Genomic DNA, 17,640 nt, shown 5'->3' with positions numbered 1-17,640 from the left:
CCGCGCAGGGCGTTTTCGCGAACCGTGCGTCGGACGGCCGCATACCGGCTTCGGGAGGATAGCGGGACCGTTCGGGCCTGCGTGATGATCGAAGGCGCGCGAAAGGCGCGTGCAGGCGGCGTGCAAGTCGGGTTGGGCCGCCTAGCTGTAGTGACTTGCATTTGAAACCGACCGTACTTGCAAATCGACGCGGTTTCTACTCGAAATAACTGCAACTGGCAGAATCAGAATTACAGCGCACAAAGCCTAAGTCGGAGGGTTCTCGACATCATATCCCACAGCGCGACGGCTTCGTTGGTGGTAAGAGACCCCTTATCGAGCTTCATAAGTTCTCCTTGGATTTGCACCTGCCCTCCGGTGCTGAGCTCCATTGAAACGTATGGCGCAGCAGGTTTGCTGGTAGTTTCATTAACCGCAATTGAGAAGGTGTCGCCGCGCCCGCCTCCGGGCTTCAGCCCCTCGAACAACCATTCCGTAGCCTTCAGGCCGGACAATTCCACCATCCCCTTACGCACGTCCGTGCCGTCCATTGCTTTGAGTGCTGTACGCGCCTCGGCGCTGTCGGCATGCCGGAGTACGGTCGTGTCATCAAGAAAGTCTGGCGAAGTGAACAGACTGAAGCGCACGTCCTGCATATGATCCAGGCTGAACTGGGTATTCACTTCTTCGTTGCTGCCCGCTGGCGCGGGCAGAAATCCGCCGGCAAAGCACACTCCCGGCTCAGTCGGAATCTCGTCCGGAGAGCGGCCACGCAGTTTTTCCAACAGATTGAACACGAGGTTTGTTTTCTCAGGAACATCATTCTTCACGTCGAACTGCTTGACGATGGGATTGTCCGTTTGGTCTGGATGGAGGAAGTCCGACGCTTCAATTTTCAGCAAGAAGCGATACCCACGATTCCACTTGTATGCTTCGATGTATCGCGTCGCAGGAGAGTCAACGACGGTGTCACGATAAATGAAGTAGTAAGTGTCTTTCCCGCGAGCTTGGCCAACTGCATACAGATATGGCTTCGGATAATTATTCTCGACAGTTTTTAACACTGTTTGACGTTGAGTAATTTCTTGTCGCCAGGCGTCTTCCGTCATCGCCTTTGCCTCGATGCGGACGCCCTGTAGCTTTGCGGAGCCGGATTCCACGACTTCCCCCGGCATGTCGATCAGATAGCGGCCCACACACCGCGTTTTCATATTCGCAGTCAATTCAGTCACAGTTTGCTTTTCCTGTTGGCTCAGCGGTGCCGCCTTATGATCGCACGCGGCAACGGTCAATATCAGGCAGGCAACAGCGAGTGTTGCAGGCGTTTTCCTCATGCCTTGTAGTCCAGCGCCGTGCCCTTCACGCTTTGCACGATGCGTGTAATGGCGTGAAGCGTAAAGTGTCGGGTCGCGTCCAGCTTGTAGGCTCCTTCGTGCTCGATACCTGCGAAGGCTGCGCAGGCGCGGACTTGATGGCCCGGCGCGCGGCCCGAACGCACCGGCACCGTGCCATCGCCATGCTCGTCGGCATCCCGCGGGACGAACTTGGAAAATGAGGCTTTTCCATCGAGCGTCGTCTTGACCAGTTGACCGCCGGTCGCTGGGTCTTCAGTACCGCGCGGTCCGAGCAGGTCGGTCATCGGCGGAACGCCACCGCGCAGCAGCGGTGGCGTCTGCTGCGCCCACGTGACATTGCCGTATGCCTTGTGCTTTTCGTCGTCACCGTAAAACGCATAGGTGTTGGCGTGATACCTGCCGCTGATGTCGTCGTGGAATGGCTGAACCTGCTTGACTATTAGGCGGGCAAACGCATCCCAATCCTGATCGATGGTCTTCTTGGTGGGATCGAGCGGATTGAGCAACTGGTCATCGCACAGTCCCCACCAAGTACCACGTGCGGTATAGATTTCGCTGTACGGATCGGATGCCGGCAAGGCAACGAACCGGTCAACGTCCCTGATCTGCAGCCAGCCCATACCGTAATCGCGGCTGGGCAACAGTTGTAACGGGCCCGGCGCATTGCCGAGCACCGCGGTCATGGCGGCGGCGGTCGGCCCCAACGCCAGCCCCGCTACGCCTTCCGTTCCCGTCTTCATCCGTTTATAAGTCGCCGCGGCCCCCGTGGCAGGCATCACGCCGTGCACAACACCCAACACCTTGTCGCGCGCGCCCATGACTTCCGAGTAGTAGCGGGCCACCAGTCCGCCCATCGAATGGGTGACTAGGATGACCCTGTCACAGCGGTAGTTGAACTGCTTTCGGTACCAGGCCGTGATTTCATCAATCCGAGCAGACAGGCGGGCCGCCGACACGGCGTTCGATTGCAGCCAGTTGTAGCCGACGGCATGGACCGGAAACTGGTATTTGTAGGACAGTGCCACCTCGTCGCGTTGCAGCTTTTCCAGACCGGGCGTGACGATGTGGCACAGGCTCTCTCGCAAGCCCTTACGGCCATAGTCCGTGCCCGCATGCACATCGTTCAGCGCGTTTTCGAGCCACACTAGCCACTCGCCATAGCTCATGTACGCCACTTCGCCCCAACCGCGTCGGCGCAACTCAGCTTCCGTCTGTGGCGTGCCGGGGGCGATTTTGCCTCCGCCGTAAACCTGGGTCTTGTCTGGATCGAGAAGCTGCTTGCGCTCCTTTGGTTTTCTTGTCATCCAGGGCGCGGCCGTCGTTGTGCTATCCAGTAACCAGAGCGGATTGTGCCCCCTCGTTTCCAGATTCGTTCCCATGACGCCCGGCACGAAGACCACGGGAATCACCCTGTCCGGGACCATGTGACAGACAGCAATGCTGTCGTCCGGCGTCGACGCAATTGATGAATAGTGAAGCGATCCGTCGTCGGCAATCTTGGGTGGGATGATGCGTGCCTGTGTCGCCAATGTCGGTATCTCCTATATCCGCGCGCAGTTCAACAACCAGTGGTTGGATGGACGCCTGCGGACCTGGTCGGGATACCTCACGAACCCATAAAAGGCGCCTGGAATTGGCCTCCATCTAGCTGCGGCTGACTATACGGGATTTTCATCAGATAAATATTGAGGTCGCGAGTTGATTGGGTACGCACTGTTTCGACGACGGCCAATACCCCGATACGAATTTAATCAGTTAGACTCACTGCAAGTCCTTGTCGGGACGTGCTCGGTTACGCGAATGCAGCCTTTAATCGCCGCTTCCCTGCAGCGCGAGGTGTTCGCGAAGGCAAACTGCAAACAAATGTGAACGCGCGAAAATGGAATTCGCGCACGGTTGCCGACAATCCGAGCACACGGCTTCGATTAGTTACCGCTGCTTCAAACAGGAAACAACGTCGATTGCAAGCACGGTCGGCTTCAAATGCAGGTCGCTATAGCGCCTACCGCCACGCGTCGACGATGATGCGCTTCAGCACGTGCAGCTTGCGGTGGAAGAAATGCTCGGCGCCGGGGATCACGACGACCGGCAGTTCCTGCGGCCGCGCCCAGTCGTAGACCGATCCGATCGGCACCGTGTCGTCGGTTTCGCCGTGGATCACGAGCGTGTTCTCGGGCACGTCGGCGACCTGCCAGCGGCTCGCGGCGGTGCCGACGAACACTATCCGCTCGATCGCCTCGCCCGCGTCGCGCAGCCGCTTCGCGACATGCGATAGCACGAAGGTGCCGAACGAGAAGCCCGCGAGCACGAGCGGCAGGTCCGCATAGGCCGGCTGCGCGCGCATGTGCGCGAGCACCGCGAGCAGGTCGTCGGCCTCGCCGATGCCGTTGTCGTGCACGCCGTCGGTCGCGCCGACGCCGCGGAAGTTCGACCGGAACACCACGTAGCCGAGCTGGACCAGCGTGCGCGCGAGCGTTTGCGCGACCTTGTTGTCCATCGTGCCGCCGAACAGCGGATGCGGGTGCGCGACGAGCGCGATCCCGCGCGGCGCGGCGCTGCCTTCGCGCACGGCGTCCGGCAGGTCGACCGCGATTTCGATCTGCCCGACCGGGCCGGCGATCAGCGACTTCTGCGTATGAACGTTCATTCGGCCGGCCCGCTCAGATCTTCAGGCGGTCGACGACCTTGCCGTCCCGCAGGTGCGATTCGACGATCTCGTCGATGTCGGCCTGGTCGACGTACGTGTACCACGTGCCTTCCGGATACACGACCATCACGGGCCCTTCCTCGCAGCGGTCGAGGCAGCCGGCCTTGTTGATGCGGACCTTGCCGGGCCCCGCGAGGCCGAGTTCCTTCACGCGCTTTTTCGCGTATTCCTGCATGGACTGCGCATCGCATTGCGCGCAGCTCGGACGCTCGGCGCCCGGTTCGCGCTGGTTCAGGCAGAAGAAGACGTGGTGCTGGTAGTAGGAATCCATGGTGGTGACGAGCGGCCCGGCGCGGGGCCGGGCGGAAAGAGAAGCGGTTGCCGTTGCGCGGGGCAATGGAGGATGCGGACGATTATAACGACCGGCGCGCACCGCTGCCCGCGACCGGGCCGTGGCCGCCCTGCCGCCCTGCCCCGCCTGCCCCGCCTGCCCCGCCTGCCGCGTCAGCGCCGCAGCGCGGCCGGCAGCCACGCGTGCTCGACCCGCTGGCCGAGCCAGATCAGCGCCGCGTAGGGCCAGATCCACGCGAGCCAGCGCGCGATGCTGTTGAAGTGCACGTAGCGGCCCTGCCGCCAGCCCGACAGCGTGAAGTCGAAGAACGGGTTGACGGGCAGCAGGTTGACGAGCGCCACGCCGGCCAGCAGCGCGAGCGCCGCGAGCAGCGCGCGCCACGCGGCCGGCATGCGCAAGGCGAGCAGTGCCGCCGCGAAGCCGAGCTCGATGCCGAGCCGCGCGCCGGGCGTCGCCCATACGACGACGAGGCCGGTGCTCGACTGCATGAAGGTCGCGGCCGCCTTCAGCGCGAGCGTCGCCGCGACGAACGCGATCAGGAGCCGCACGCGCGGCGCGCGGGCGCGCATCGCGAGCGACGCGATCGCCAGCGCGGCGAACAGCATCAGTCCGCCGAGCGTGGCTTCCCACGCGGAGTCGGACAGCCAGCCATCGACGCGCTCGGGCCATTCGCTTACGCGCCACGCGGCCGGCAGCCACGCGAGCAGCGCGCCCTGCATCGAGCCGTCGGCGCGTTCCCACAGCGCGGCCGGCCAATCGCCGATGCCGAACAGGAACGGCGACGGAAACAGGATCGCGAACGGCCACAGCACGGCGAGCAGCAGCGGCGTCGCGCCGTCGGCCTCGAACCACGCGAAGCGCAGCCGCCGCAGCGCGCCGCGGTCGAGCAGCGCGCCGGTGGCCGGTGCCGCGAGCGCCGCGCCGAGCAGCGCGCCGAGCGCGTTGGCCGCGAGATCGAGATTCGACGCGATGCGCGCCGGCAGGTAGGTCTGCAGCGCCTCCATCGATCCCGACAGCAGCACGCCCAGGCCCCCCATGATCAGCGTCGCGGCCACGCCGCGCCAGCGCGGATGCAGCGCGAGCACGCCGAGTGCGCCGAACGGCATGTAGCCGAGCACATTGGTGACCACGTCGAACGCGGTCACATAGCGCTGCATCGGCGCGAACAGGTAGTCGAACGGCCCGATGCCGAGCGACACCCAGCCGGCGAACGGATACAGCGATGCATAGACGATGAGCGCCGCGTACGCGGCGAACGCCTGCCGCGCCAGCGCCGACGCGCGCGGCGTGCCTGGCGTGCTCATCGCGGCTGTGCGTCGCGCGTCACGGGTTGCCCGCGTACGCCTGCACGCCGACCCACGCGGCGATCTGCGACACGAGCTCGTCGCTCGCGGCCGCGAGCGCACGCGCGCCGCCGGCCGCATCGGGCGTGCTCGACGGCGCGCGCGCGACGAACGTGCGCTGGCCGAGCACCTTGCCGTCCCGCGTCAGCGTCGCGCGCGCGGTGACCGCGCCGTGACTCTGCGACTGTCCGTCGAACACCTGCTCGAATTCGTTCAGATCGACCTTCAGCGTCGGTGCGCGCACGCCGTCGGAGCCTTCGAGCACCGCGCCGCGCGACGACAGCGCGCCGCGCAGCCGCTGCGTGAGCAGTTGCGCGGGTGGCGCGGTCCAGCGGCTGTCGCGATAGACGGCCATGCGCTGCGCATCCGCATACGCGAGACGGTAGACGAACTTGTCCGTGTCGAGCGCGTCGGGCGCGGCGACGTCGAGCACCTTCAGCGCGGGGCCCGCGCCGGCCGTCACGACCGACGCGGCCGGCCCGAGGTCGTAGCGGACGTTCGACAGCGCCGCGCCGTTGCCGGCGCAGCCGGCGGCGAGCACGAGCGTCAGCATCGCGAGCGCGGTCGCGGCCTGACGCAGCGCGCGATCAAGAATTCGTGGCATGGCATGTTCCTGCATGATGTTTCCGGTTTCGATGGCGTCATTGCCCGGTTTCGCGCCGGGCCGGTCGATCGACGGGCCGGCGATCCGCTTCACTTCCCGGCCGCCGCACCCGCCCCCGGCCAGACGAAGCCCGCTTCGCCGGGTCCGGGCTCGGAGCCGGGCGAACCGAACAACAGACTGCGCGGGTTGCGGCCGAGTTCACCGGCGACGTCCTTCAGTTGCCGCGACGCGTCGCCGACGCTGCCGGCCAGCGCGTTGAAACGCGGCAGCGTGTCGTACTGGACCCGCGCGTTCAGGTCGTTCAGCGCGACGCCGACCTGCTCCGCGGCCGAGCCGGCCTTGTCCAGGTTCGACACGAGCGGCCCGTTCGGCTGCAGTAGCGTGTTCGCCGACGCCATCGTGCGATTGACCGCGTGCATCGTCTCCGGCAGCGCGGCCACCGCCGGCGCGAGCTGCTTCGACAGCGTCGCCGCGCCGTCCGCCGCGTGCTGCAGGCTTTCGGCCGTCGCGCGCAACTGCTCGCGCATCTCCGGCGACATCAGCGCGTTCGCGCTTTTCGCCGCCTGCTCGAGCTGCCGCAGCAGCACGTCGCCGCGCTCCTGGATCTGGTCGAACAGGCTCGGCCGCATCGGGATCTGCGCGATCGCCTTCGGCGACGACGGCAGCGGCGCCAGGTCCTGGCCCGTGTCCTCGAGCTGCACGAACGCGATGCCCGTCACGCCCTGGAAGCCGAGGCTGCCGTAGGTCGACTGCGTGATCGGCGCGTCGTGGTCGACCAGAATCCGGATCCGGATCTGGCCCGGATGCGTGCGGTCGAAGCCGATCGACTGCACCTTGCCGACGTCGAGGCCGCGAAAGCGCACGGCCGCATCGGGGAACAGGCCCGTCACGTTGGTGCGCGCGAGGAGGTCGTACGGCACGCGCACGGTGCGGTCGACGTTGAACCAGAACACGGTGCCCGCGATCGCCAGCGTCAGCGCGATCGTGAACAGGCCGGCCCAGAACGCATGTGATTTGTTTTCCATCAGAGGGTTCCTTGTCCTTGCCTGTTACAGCTCGACGCTCGACGACGCCGGTTCGAGGGCCGCCTTCGGCAGCTTCGCGCGCCGCTCGGGCGGCAGCGCCTGCAGCGCGCGGCGCCCGCGCAGCCCCAGGAAATATTCGTGGATGAATGGATGGTCGACGTTCGCGACGTCCTCGACGGGTGCCGCGACCAGCACCTTGCGGTCGGCCAACACCGCGACGCGCGTCGACAGCGCGACCATCGTGTCGAGGTCGTGCGTCACCATCACGACCGTCAGCCCGAGCGTGCGGTGCAGCGTCGCGATCAGCTCGACGAATTCGTCGGACGCCTGCGGGTCGAGGCCGGCGGTCGGCTCGTCGAGGAACAGCAGCTCGGGCTCGAGCGCGATCGCACGCGCGATGCCGACCCGCTTCACCATCCCGCCCGACAGCGCGGCCGGCATCTTCGATGCGTGCTTGCACGGCAGCCCGACCATCTCGAGCTTCAGCATCACGATATCGTGCAGCAGGTCGGGCGGCACGCGGCCGAGCTCGCGCAGCGGCTGCGCGACGTTGTCGAACACGGTCATCGACGAAAACAGCGCGCCCTGCTGGAACAGCATCCCGGAGCGCGTGCGCATCATCCGTGCGCTCGCGGCGTCGATCTTCGACGTGTCTTCGCCGAACACCTTGATCGTGCCCGAAGTCGGCCGCTCGAGGCCGAGGATCTGCCGCACGAGCGTCGTCTTGCCCGAGCCGGAGCCGCCGACGATCGACACGATCTCGCCGCGCCGCACGTCGAAATCGAGCTTCTGGTGAATGATGTTGCGTCCGTAGCGCTTCGTCAGGTTACGCACCTCGATCACGAATTCGTCGCCGTGCGCGGCGGCGTCCGGCGGCGTGCCGGCCGAGCCTGCGCCGACTGCCGCGGCATGCGCGGCGGTTTCGTTTGACGCGCTCATCCTAACCCCACGTTCTGGAACAGGATCGCGAACACCGCGTCGGCGAGGATCACGACCGTGATCGACGAGACGACCGAGGTGGTCGTGCCTTCGCCGAGGCTCTGCGAGTTCGCCTTGATCCGGAAACCGAAATGACATGCGACCAGCGCGATCAGCATGCCGAACACGACCCCCTTGCCGACGCCGATGTACAGGTTCGCGATCGGCACGACGCCCGGCAGCGAGCGCACGAAATAATTGACGTCGATCCCGAGCACCAGCTTCGCGGCCAGCGCGCCGCCCGTCAGCGCGATGATGTTGGTCCACATCACGAGCAGCGGCATCGCGACGCCGAGCGCGAGCACGCGCGGCAGGATCAGCCGCAGCCCGTGCGGGATGCCCATCACGCGCATCGCGTCGAGCTCCTCGGTCACGCGCATCACGCCGATCTGCGCGGTGATCGCCGAGCCCGAGCGGCCCGCGACGAGAATCGCCGACAGCACGGGCCCAAGCTCGCGGATCACCGACAGCCCGAGGATGTTCACGATGTAGCGGTTCGCGCCGAACATCTGCAGCTGCTGCGCGGACAGGTAGCTGAGCACGATGCCGATCAGGAACGCGACCAGCGCGGTGATCGGCAGCGCCTGCGCGCCGGCGCTGTAGATGTTCGCCGAGGTTTCCTTCCACGGCATCGTCTGCGGACGGCGCAGCACCGACAGCGCGTCGAGGATCACGAGGCCGAACATTGCGATGCCGCCCTGCAGGTGTTCGCCGAATGAGAAGATCGCCTGGCCGAGGCGCGTGACGGGATCGAACCGCACGACGCGCTCGGGCGCCTCGCGCTGGCTGTCGAGGCGTTCGATCCGCTCGAAGATGGTGCGCTGCGTGGCGGTCAGCGCGACGCCGGCCGGCAGCTTGCGGCCCCACACGCGCCACAGCGCCTGGCCGCCGACGTGGTCGAGCCGTTCGATGCCGGACAGGTCCCATTCGCTCACGCGCCCGGACGCGATGCCCGCGACGCGGCGCGCGACCGCGCCGCGGTTGCGCGCGAGCGCGAGTGCGGTCCATTGGCCGTACAGGCGCACCGTCTGACCCTGGCCGCCGGCGTCGACCGACAGGCCGGGAGGAGTCTCGAAGTCCAAGGGCGGATTGTTTGCAAAAGGATGACAGCGGCCATTGTAGCGAACCGCCCGGCGCCGCGACGTGAGGATTTCCGTGTGGGCGCCTGGCCCGGGGCGCGTGACCGGGGGTGCCCGGCGATGGCACCGGACTGCCGGCGCGTGCTCCGTGCCGGGGCGGGGCGGCGCTCGCCATCGGCCCGGCCGATGGTCCGGCGCGCGACCTTTCATTCTTCCGTCACGTTTCCTTTCGATACTCTCACGCGCCGCACGTCAGGCCGTCGGCGCCCGCGCCGCCATTTCGTCGCGCACCGCGAATTTCACAAAACAGAACACCGAACAGGACAACCGATGCGTCTCCCCCCGCCTTTCCGCCGTCGCGAGGCGACCGCCGCCGCGCTCGCCAGCCTCGCCTTCGCCCTCGCCGGCTGCGGCGGCGACGACGTCACCGCTCCGTCGTCGCAGACGCAGGCCCAGGCGCCCGCCGGCACTGCCGCCACGCTCGCGCTGCTCGAAACGACCGACCTGCACACCAACGTACTCTCGTACGACTATTTCAAGCTCGCCGCCGACAACTCGCTCGGTTTCGAGCGCGTGTCGACGCTGATCGCGCAGGCGCGCGCGCAGTACCCGAACATGCTGCTGCTCGACAACGGCGACACGATCCAGGGCACCGCGCTGTCCGACTACCAGGCGCTCGTGAACCCGCTCGGCTGCGACCAGACGCTCGCGATCTACAAGGTGATGAACGCCGCGAAGTTCGACGGCGGCGGGATCGGCAATCACGAATTCAACTACGGGCTGCCGTACCTGTCGCAGGTGACCGGCAACACGTTCGACGTCGACGGGCTGCCCGCCCCCGCGCAGCAGAAGAAGTGCGCCGGCCCGAACTTCCCGCAGGTGCTCGCGAACGTGATCAGCGCGAAGACCAACGCGCCGCTGTTCACGCCGTACACGATCCTGACCCGCACGGTGACGGCCGTCACCCCCGACGGCAAGACGGTCAGCGCGCCGGTGAAGGTCGGCATCATCGGCTTCACGCCGCCCGCGATCATGAACTGGGACAAGCGCTGGCTCGACGGCAAGGTCTACACGACCGGCCTGAAGGAAGCGGCCGAGAAGTACATTCCGGAGATGCGCGCGAAGGGCGCCGATCTCGTCGTCGCGATCTCGCACGGCGGCCTCGACAATTCCGCGTACTCGCCGACGATGGAAAACGGCAGCTGGTGGCTGTCGACCGTGCCCGGCATCGACGCGATGCTGATCGGCCACTCGCACCAGGTGTTCCCGGACGCGAAGAGCACCGTGCCGCAGTTCAACCTGCCGGGCGTCGACAAGGTCAAGGGCACCGTCAACGGCGTGCCGACCGTGATGGCCAACTACTGGGGCAAGCATCTCGGCGTGATCAAGCTCGGCCTGAAGTTCGACGGCAAGGCATGGAGCGTCGACAAGTCGCAGACGACCGTCGAGGCGCGGCCGATCCAGAACGCCGACAAGACCTACGTGGCCGCCGACCCGTCGGTGTCCGCCGCGATCGCGGCCGAGCACCAGGCGACGATCGACTACGTGAAGACGCCGATCGGCTCGACCGACTACCGGATGAACTCGTACTTCGCGGACGTCGGCGATCCGGGCGCGATCCAGATCGTCAACGAGGCGCAGGCCGACTACGTGAAGACCTACGTGCAGGCGAACCTGCCGCAATACGCGTCGCTGCCGGTGCTGTCGGTCAGCGCGCCGTTCAAGAGCGGCTTCGGCGGCGGCAGCGACTACACCGACGTCGCGCCGGGCGCGCTCGCGATCAACAACGCGGCCGACCTGTACCTGTATCCGAATACCGTCTACGCGGTGAAGGTGAGCGGCGCCGACGTGAAGAACTGGCTCGAGACGGCCGCGAAGCGCTTCAACACGATCGACCCGGCCAAGGCGACCGTGCAGCCGCTCGTCAGCAGCTTCCCCGGCTACAACTTCGACATGTTCACGTCGGCCGACCTTGCGTACGAGATCGACGTCACGCAGCCGGTCGGCAGCCGGATCAGGAACCTGACGTACAAGGGCGCGCCGCTCGACCCGAACGCGCAGTTCATCGTCGCGACCAACAACTACCGTGCGAGCGGCGGCGGCAACTTCCCGGGCCTCGACGGCAGCAAGACGATCTTCGCGTCGCCCGATGCGAACCGCGACGTGCTGATCGCGTTCATCAAGAAGCGCGGCGCGATCACGCGCGCGGCGGACGGCGCGCAGCGCAGCTGGCGCTTCACGAAGCTCGCGAGCTCGGTCGCGCACGTGCAGTTCACGTCCGCGCCGAATCGACTCGGCGACGCGGCGGCGGCCGGCCTGAGCGGCCTCACGCAGGTCGCGGCCGACGACGGCTCGGGCAAGAACCTCGCCATCTACGAGATCGACCTCACGCAATGACCATGAGACCCGCAATGCAACCGATCAGGACGATGCGGCCGGCCGAGGCCGGCCTCACCGCCGCCGCGCGGCGCCTGCTGCGCACGAAGCTCCCGCCGGCCGCCTTGCTCGCGGCGGCGGCCGTGACCGTCGCGGCCCTCGTCGCGGCGACCGGCTGGCGCGCCGCCGGCCCCGCGCCGAGCGCCGCGCAGCTCGACGAGTGGCAGGCGATGGTCGCGCAGGCTGTCGAGCCGCACGCGCTCGCGCAGTTGCGCACCCTCGCACGCCGCGGTTCGGGCGACGCGCAGGCGGCGCTCGGCATCGCGCTCGTCGAGGCGCGCGAGCCCGGGCTGCGCGACGAGGGCCGCGGCTGGCTGGAAACCGCCGCGCAGGCGGCAGGCCAAGCGGATGCGCCGGCCGCGCGGCGCGCGCGGCTCGCGCTCGGCAAGGCGCTGCTGCTCGGCAGCGGCGACATCCCGAAGGACTATGTACGCGCCCGCGCGCTGCTCGGCGCAGCGGCAGGTCAAGGCGATCCGGCGGCCGCGTATTACCTCGGGCTGATCTATCGCAGCGGCTACGGCACGGCCGCCGATCCCGTGCAGGCCGCGCACTGGTTCGAGATCGCGTCGCGCGCAGACATCCCGGCCGCGGATTTCATGCTCGCGAACGCGTACCGCGACGGCAGCGGCGTGCCGCGCGACGAGGCGCGCGCGCTGGCGCTGTACCGGCGCGCCGCCGGGCATGAGCTGCCGGAAGCCGTGCAGACGCTCGCGATGGCGTATCGCAACGGCGAGCTGGGGCTGCGGCCCGACGCGGACGAATTCCACGCACAGTGGATCGAGACCGCGCATGCACTGAAGCATCCGGTCGTGGCGCCGTGACGACGGTCGACTGGCCGGACGACGCGTCGTCCGGCCAGTCGCCGCCGCCCGCGCCCCTCAGGCGGCGAGATCCTGCGCGCGTCGCTCCACGCTCCGGTAGACGTGGGATGCAATCAGCCCGAACGCGACGTGATCGAGCGCACTCACCCAGCCTCGTGCGTCGGCGAACCACGGGAAAAATTGCGTCATTGCGTAGAAGTTGACGACGTACAGCAGCAGGCCGAACGCGGCGCCCGCCAGCGTCGCCATCCCGATGCTCGAATCCAGGCTGAACGGCGCGGCGATCACCGCCAGGATCAGCCCGAACACGATCGTCAACGCGGCGTGCACGCCCAGCGCCGCGAGCAGGATCCCCACTTCGAACGTGGCCGACGGCGCAAGCGCGTCCTCGCCGAAGTAGATTGCCGCGATCATGCGCAGCGGCGCCCATGCGCCTTGTCCGACGATAACCGCCTCGACGATCTCGGCGACGAGGATCGCGGCACCCGCGACGCCCCCGCCGATCACGGCTGCGCGCCAATCCGGCATGCGGTGCACGTAATGATGCGAATGCATGTGAAGTTGCATGGCGACCTCCTTGAAAGCGGTCTGCCGCCGCGTCAATACCGGTTGCGTATGCGAAGTTCCGGAACGAACCGCCGAGCGCGCCGACGCGACCGACTCCGACAATCGCCGACATGCGCGCGTCATCGTCTTTTCCCTCGATGCAACAGCAACGAGAACGGCCTGACGCCCTCCGGCTCACCTGCGTCGCTGCGGGCAAGCCCGTCGAAACACGGCGCCGGTGCGGATATATCGAACCTAGTCTCGCCGATCGGGAATATCAAGACACCGGCGCGCCGGTGCTCGACGATGCCGAATCAAGCAGACGAAACAGCAACGAGGCCGTGGTCTGGCAGGACGCCGGCTCGCAGTTTGGCAACACGCCGCGACGCCGCTGCCCGGCTCCGTTCCCGGTACGATCCCGTCACCCTGTCGCTACAATAGGCGCCATGAACGCCCCCACCTCCTCCGACACGCCCGACTCCGGCGACGCGCACATCGCGCGCAACCGGCTCGAGGCGCACCTGGACGCCGCGCCGCGCGCGTGGCCGCTCGACATCGTCGCCGCCACCGGCTCGACCAACGCCGACGTCGCGACGCGCCTGAAGGCGCTGCCGCGCACCGCGAACGCGCTGCCCGCGCCGCTCGTGCGCGTCGCGTTCGAGCAGACGGCCGGTCGCGGACGGCAGGGCCGTCCGTGGTTCGCGCAGCCCGGCAACGCGCTGCTGTGCTCGGTCGGCTGCATCGTGCCGCGCCCGGTCGACGCGCTCGGCGGCCTCAGCATCGCGATCGGCGTCGCGCTCGCGGAAGGGCTCGCCGCGCTGCCGCTCGACGCCCGCACGCGCGTCGCGCTCAAATGGCCGAACGACCTGCTGCTGACGGCCACCGACGACGGCACGTCGCGCATCGTCGGCAAGCTCGCCGGGATCCTGATCGAAACCGTCTGGACCACCGCCGACGCGACCGCCGTCGTGATCGGCTTCGGCATCAACGTGCGCGGCGCGGAAGCGGTCGCCGCGCAGGTCGACGCGCTGCGCGCGCGCGAAGCGTCGCTCGCGAGCGGGCTGCCGCCGGCCGCGCTGTCGGCCGCGTGCGCATCGGCCAACCTCACCGATACGCTCGCCGCGGCGCTGAACGCGCTCACGCCCGCACTCACGCAGTTCGGCACTGACGGGCTCGCGCCGTTCCTGCCGCGCTGGCATGCGCTGCACGCGTACGCGGGACGCGAAGTCGTGCTGCTCGAACAGGGCGTCGAACGCGTGCGCGGCATCGCGACGGGCATCGACGCGACCGGCCAGTTGCTGCTCGATACACCCGATGGCGTACAGGCGATCGCGGCCGGCGACGTGTCGCTGCGCGAAGCGCAATGAGCGAACCGCATCTGCTGATCGACGCCGGCAACAGCCGGATCAAGTGGGCGCTCGCCGACGCGCAGCGCACGCTCGTCGAGACCGGCGCGTTCGGCCATGCGCGCGACGGCGGCGCCGATCCCGACTGGTCGGCCCTGCCGCGTCCACATGGCGCATGGATCTCGAACGTCGCGGGCGCCGACGTGGCCGCACGGCTCGACGCGCTGCTCGACGCCCGCTGGCCCGGCCTGCCGCGCACGACGATCCGCTCGCGGCCCGCGCAATGCGGCGTGACGAACGGCTACACGACGCCCGAACAGCTTGGCAGCGATCGCTGGGCCGGCTTGATCGGCGCACGTGCGGCGTTTCCGGGCGAGCATCTGCTGATCGCGACGTTCGGCACGGCGACGACGCTCGAAGCGCTGCGCGCGGACGGTCGATTCACCGGCGGGCTGATCGCGCCGGGCTGGGCGCTGATGATGCGCGCACTCGGCACGCACACCGCGCAGCTGCCGACGCTGACCACCGACATCGCGAGCGGGCTGCTCGCGGGCGCGCAGGCCGAGCCGTTCCAGGTCGATACGCCGCGCTCGCTGTCGGCGGGCTGCCTGTACGCGCAGGCAGGGCTGATCGAACGCGCATGGCGCGATCTCGCCGATGCGTGGCAGGCGCCCGTGCGGCTCGTGCTGGCAGGCGGTGCGGCGGACGACGTCGCGCGCGCGCTGACGCTGCCGCATACGAGGCACGACGCGCTGATCCTGTCCGGACTGGCGCTGATCGCCGCGGAAGCGGCGGCGCAGGATTGACGAAAAACCGGCCGGCATCGCGCCGGCCGCGTCGACGGATGCCCGGCCGCGGGCCTCGTCACGTCGAGGATGGAAAATCGGGCGCCGGTGTTTGCGCCCGTGCAGGCAGCCGGCCGTTCACGCGGCCCGGCCGTCGCGAACGATCGCCGGCTGCAACGACAACACCTGCCATGCGGCCGGCCCGACTGAACGGTTGAACGACTGAAGCACGACGAGGAGTGTCGACGATGCTGCGCTGGCTGATCGCTGTTCTCTTTCTCGCGAACCTGCTCGCGTTCGTGGCAGTGCGCGGCGTGTTCGGGCCGCTGCCGGCGGCCGGCCCGCGCGAACCGGGCGTGCTGTCCCGGCAGGTGCGGCCCGATGCGCTGCATGCGATGCCGCTCGCGCAAGCGGCCGATCAGCCCGTGATCGGCGGTCCGATCGCCGCGCCGGCCGTCACGACCGAGCCGCTCGCGGCGTCCGCGGCATCCGCGCCCTGACGGCGCGGCACCCGCATCAGGACTGCTGCGCGCGCACCTTCTTCAGCAGCGCGGTGGTCGAGCGGTCGTGCTCGAACGGAATCGCGAGCGCGCGACCGCCCCAGCCGCGCACGAGGGCCGATTCCGGCAGCACGTCCATGTCGTAGTCGCCGCCTTTCACGAGAATGTCCGGACGGGCGGCCTCGATCAGCGACACCGGCGTCTTTTCCTCGAACTTCACGACCCAGTCGACGCTCTCCAGCGCCGCGAGCAGCGCCATCCGGTCGTCCTCGCGGTTGATCGGACGGTCGTCGCCCTTGCCGAGCATGCGCACCGACGCATCGCTGTTCACGCCGACGATCAGGCATGCGCCGAGCGCCTTCGCATCGGCGAGATAGGTGACGTGGCCACGGTGCAGGATGTCGAACACGCCGTTCGTGAACACGACGGGCGAGGGCAGCGAAGCGCGCAGGGCAACCAGGGCGTCGCGGGTGATCAGCTTGCGTTCGAAGGTAGCGGACATGATGGGTATCGGATGGCGTATGCGGCGCGCGGTGCACGTCGCGACGGAACACGGCGGCGCCAGATAAAAAGCCCGCCGGATGGCCGGGCGGGCTTCATGCAGGAATTCACCGCGACGATCGCAACCGGCGGAGCGTCACGCCGGTTGCGCGGCCGCGCGGCCTCAGGCCGGTTGCGCGGCCGACGACGGGCCGCTTTCGGACTGCAGGCGGCCGGTGACTTCCTTGCGGTAGCGGTTCAGCTCCTGCGCGGTCGCGAACGTGCGCTCGAACAGGATCGACAGGTTGTGCAGGATCCGTTCGACGACCTTCTTTTCCCACTCGCCGTCGAAGCGGATCTGCTCGTCGAGCCAGCGCTCGAGCCATTCCGGATCGGGCAGGCGCGACTGCACGGTGTCGCGCGGAAACAGCGCTTGGTTCACGTGCAGGTTGGTCGGGTGCAGCGGCTTCTCGGTGCGGCGCGCCGACGCCATCAGCACGCCGATCTTCGCGAACGCCGCGCGCGCGACGTCGCCGCAGTTGTTCAGCGCCTTCTTCATGTAGCGCAGGTACGCGCCGCCATGGCGCGCTTCATCGCGCGAGATCGTTTCGTAGATGTGCTTGATGACCGGCTCGGTGTGCCAGTCTGCCGCGCAGCGATACCAGTGGTTCAGGCGGATCTCGCCGCAGAAGTGCAGCATCAGCGTCTCGAGCGGCGGCGCCGGATCGAACTCGAAGCGCACCGCGTGCAGTTCTTCCTCGGTCGGCACCATTTCCGGCCGGAAGCGGCGCAGGTATTCCATCAGCACGAGCGAATGCTTCTGCTCCTCGAAGAACCACACGCTCATGAACGCGGAAAAGTCGCTGTCGTGCTGGTTGTCGCGCAGGAACATCTCCGTCGCGGGCAGCGCCGACCATTCGGTGATCGCGTTCATCTTGATCGTCTTCGCCTGCTCGTCGGTGAGCAGCGAAGCGTCGAACTTGTCCCACGGAATGTCCTTCTCCATGTCCCAGCGGACAGCTTCGAGCGACCTGTAAAGTTCCGGATAAAGCATGGTGTTCATGATGGTCCCACCCCTGTTCTGCGCAATGCGACTTCTCTAAACGTGACTGTTGCCGCGTAGGCGCGCGAGCGCGCTTTTTGCAGCCAAGACTCTAATTTTACGCGTGAATCCAGCCCCCGGACGCAGTTTCCGCGTCCGGCAGCCGGGCGGCCGCGCCGCCTCCTCGAGGCACGCCGCAGCCCCGCTCCGCTCGAACGGAACCGGCCGCGCGTGCCTGATGTGGGGGCCGGCGCAGGCCGGCTCGGTGGCGAGCCCACCCCGGCGCCACGCGGTTCCCGGATGGACCCCGTGCGGCCGCCGG

Annotated in this window: 17 protein-coding genes; 5 read left to right on the top strand and 12 right to left on the bottom strand. The window is 67.8% G+C overall.

Translation table 11 applies throughout. The features are described 5' to 3' along the window. Positions 1-230 precede the first annotated feature (230 nt). The 9 genes from DIE21_RS05080 to DIE21_RS05040 all read right to left on the bottom strand — a co-directional run bounded on the left by DIE21_RS05080 (position 231) and on the right by DIE21_RS05040 (position 9,365). A complete protein-coding gene (locus DIE21_RS05080; protein ID WP_124496634.1) occupies positions 231-1,313 on the bottom strand; it encodes a T6SS immunity protein Tli4 family protein in 1,083 nt (360 codons plus the stop codon). Then, on the bottom strand, positions 1,310-2,863 hold the full coding sequence (locus DIE21_RS05075; protein WP_124496632.1) for a triacylglycerol lipase: 1,554 nt from the start codon (positions 2,861-2,863) through the stop codon (positions 1,310-1,312). Before DIE21_RS05075 ends, DIE21_RS05080 begins: the two co-directional genes overlap by 4 nt. A gap of 473 nt (positions 2,864-3,336) precedes the next feature. Continuing rightward, on the bottom strand, positions 3,337-3,981 hold the full coding sequence (locus tag DIE21_RS05070; RefSeq protein ID WP_124496630.1) for an alpha/beta hydrolase: 645 nt from the start codon (positions 3,979-3,981) through the stop codon (positions 3,337-3,339). A gap of 13 nt (positions 3,982-3,994) precedes the next feature. Then, the gene (locus DIE21_RS05065; RefSeq protein WP_011353339.1) at positions 3,995-4,312 is read right to left on the bottom strand and encodes a ferredoxin; all 318 of its coding nucleotides are present in this window, start codon (positions 4,310-4,312) and stop codon (positions 3,995-3,997) included. A 173-nt stretch (positions 4,313-4,485) separates the two neighbouring features. Further along, positions 4,486-5,637, bottom strand: coding sequence for a VanZ family protein (locus tag DIE21_RS05060; protein WP_124496628.1), 1,152 nt, complete (start codon positions 5,635-5,637; stop codon positions 4,486-4,488). Between the two features lie 19 nt (positions 5,638-5,656). Then, positions 5,657-6,280, bottom strand: coding sequence for an ABC-type transport auxiliary lipoprotein family protein (locus DIE21_RS05055; RefSeq protein WP_124496626.1), 624 nt, complete (start codon positions 6,278-6,280; stop codon positions 5,657-5,659). Between the two features lie 89 nt (positions 6,281-6,369). After that, positions 6,370-7,305 (bottom strand): MlaD family protein, encoded by a 936-nt coding sequence (locus DIE21_RS05050; RefSeq protein WP_124496624.1) that lies wholly within the window; start codon positions 7,303-7,305, stop codon positions 6,370-6,372. Positions 7,306-7,329: 24 nt separating this feature from the next. Further along, a complete protein-coding gene (locus DIE21_RS05045) occupies positions 7,330-8,244 on the bottom strand; it encodes an ABC transporter ATP-binding protein (RefSeq protein WP_124496622.1) in 915 nt (304 codons plus the stop codon). Beyond that, the gene (locus DIE21_RS05040; protein WP_124496620.1) at positions 8,241-9,365 is read right to left on the bottom strand and encodes an ABC transporter permease; all 1,125 of its coding nucleotides are present in this window, start codon (positions 9,363-9,365) and stop codon (positions 8,241-8,243) included. The genes DIE21_RS05045 and DIE21_RS05040 overlap by 4 nt, the downstream gene beginning before the upstream one ends. Before the next feature lie 327 nt (positions 9,366-9,692). Between DIE21_RS05040 and DIE21_RS05035 the strand changes: the two genes are divergently transcribed. Together DIE21_RS05035 and DIE21_RS05030 are read left to right on the top strand one after the other, a co-directional pair. Beyond that, entirely contained in the window at positions 9,693-11,759 is a 2,067-nt protein-coding gene (locus DIE21_RS05035) for a bifunctional 2',3'-cyclic-nucleotide 2'-phosphodiesterase/3'-nucleotidase (protein WP_124496619.1), read from the top strand. Between the two features lie 14 nt (positions 11,760-11,773). Next, positions 11,774-12,619 carry a tetratricopeptide repeat protein gene (locus DIE21_RS05030; RefSeq protein WP_124496617.1) on the top strand — a complete coding sequence of 282 codons (846 nt, stop codon included), beginning with the start codon at positions 11,774-11,776 and terminating at the stop codon, positions 12,617-12,619. A 57-nt stretch (positions 12,620-12,676) separates the two neighbouring features. Here DIE21_RS05030 and DIE21_RS05025 read toward each other — a convergent pair whose 3' ends face one another. Further along, positions 12,677-13,186: a hypothetical protein gene (locus tag DIE21_RS05025; RefSeq protein WP_124496615.1), complete on the bottom strand. Its 510-nt coding sequence runs from the start codon at positions 13,184-13,186 to the stop codon at positions 12,677-12,679. Positions 13,187-13,611: 425 nt separating this feature from the next. Between DIE21_RS05025 and DIE21_RS05020 the strand changes: the two genes are divergently transcribed. From DIE21_RS05020 to DIE21_RS05010, 3 genes are all read left to right on the top strand, one after another. Next, on the top strand, positions 13,612-14,532 hold the full coding sequence (locus DIE21_RS05020) for a biotin--[acetyl-CoA-carboxylase] ligase (protein ID WP_124496613.1): 921 nt from the start codon (positions 13,612-13,614) through the stop codon (positions 14,530-14,532). Continuing rightward, on the top strand, positions 14,529-15,317 hold the full coding sequence (locus DIE21_RS05015; RefSeq protein WP_124496611.1) for a type III pantothenate kinase: 789 nt from the start codon (positions 14,529-14,531) through the stop codon (positions 15,315-15,317). Before DIE21_RS05020 ends, DIE21_RS05015 begins: the two co-directional genes overlap by 4 nt. A gap of 227 nt (positions 15,318-15,544) precedes the next feature. After that, positions 15,545-15,796, top strand: coding sequence for a hypothetical protein (locus DIE21_RS05010; RefSeq protein ID WP_124496609.1), 252 nt, complete (start codon positions 15,545-15,547; stop codon positions 15,794-15,796). Positions 15,797-15,812: 16 nt separating this feature from the next. Here DIE21_RS05010 and rfaE2 read toward each other — a convergent pair whose 3' ends face one another. Continuing rightward, a complete protein-coding gene (gene rfaE2 / locus DIE21_RS05005) occupies positions 15,813-16,298 on the bottom strand; it encodes a D-glycero-beta-D-manno-heptose 1-phosphate adenylyltransferase (protein ID WP_124496607.1) in 486 nt (161 codons plus the stop codon). A 162-nt stretch (positions 16,299-16,460) separates the two neighbouring features. Next, complete coding sequence (locus tag DIE21_RS05000; RefSeq protein WP_059451551.1) at positions 16,461-17,339, bottom strand: ferritin; 879 nt, start codon at positions 17,337-17,339, stop codon at positions 16,461-16,463. Positions 17,340-17,640: the final 301 nt, after the last annotated feature.

The organism is Burkholderia sp. Bp9140, assembly GCF_003853425.1.
Taxonomy (GTDB): Bacteria; Pseudomonadota; Gammaproteobacteria; order Burkholderiales; family Burkholderiaceae; genus Burkholderia.
Note: the sequence above shows the minus strand (reverse complement) of the source record. Positions and strands in the feature narration are given on the sequence as shown.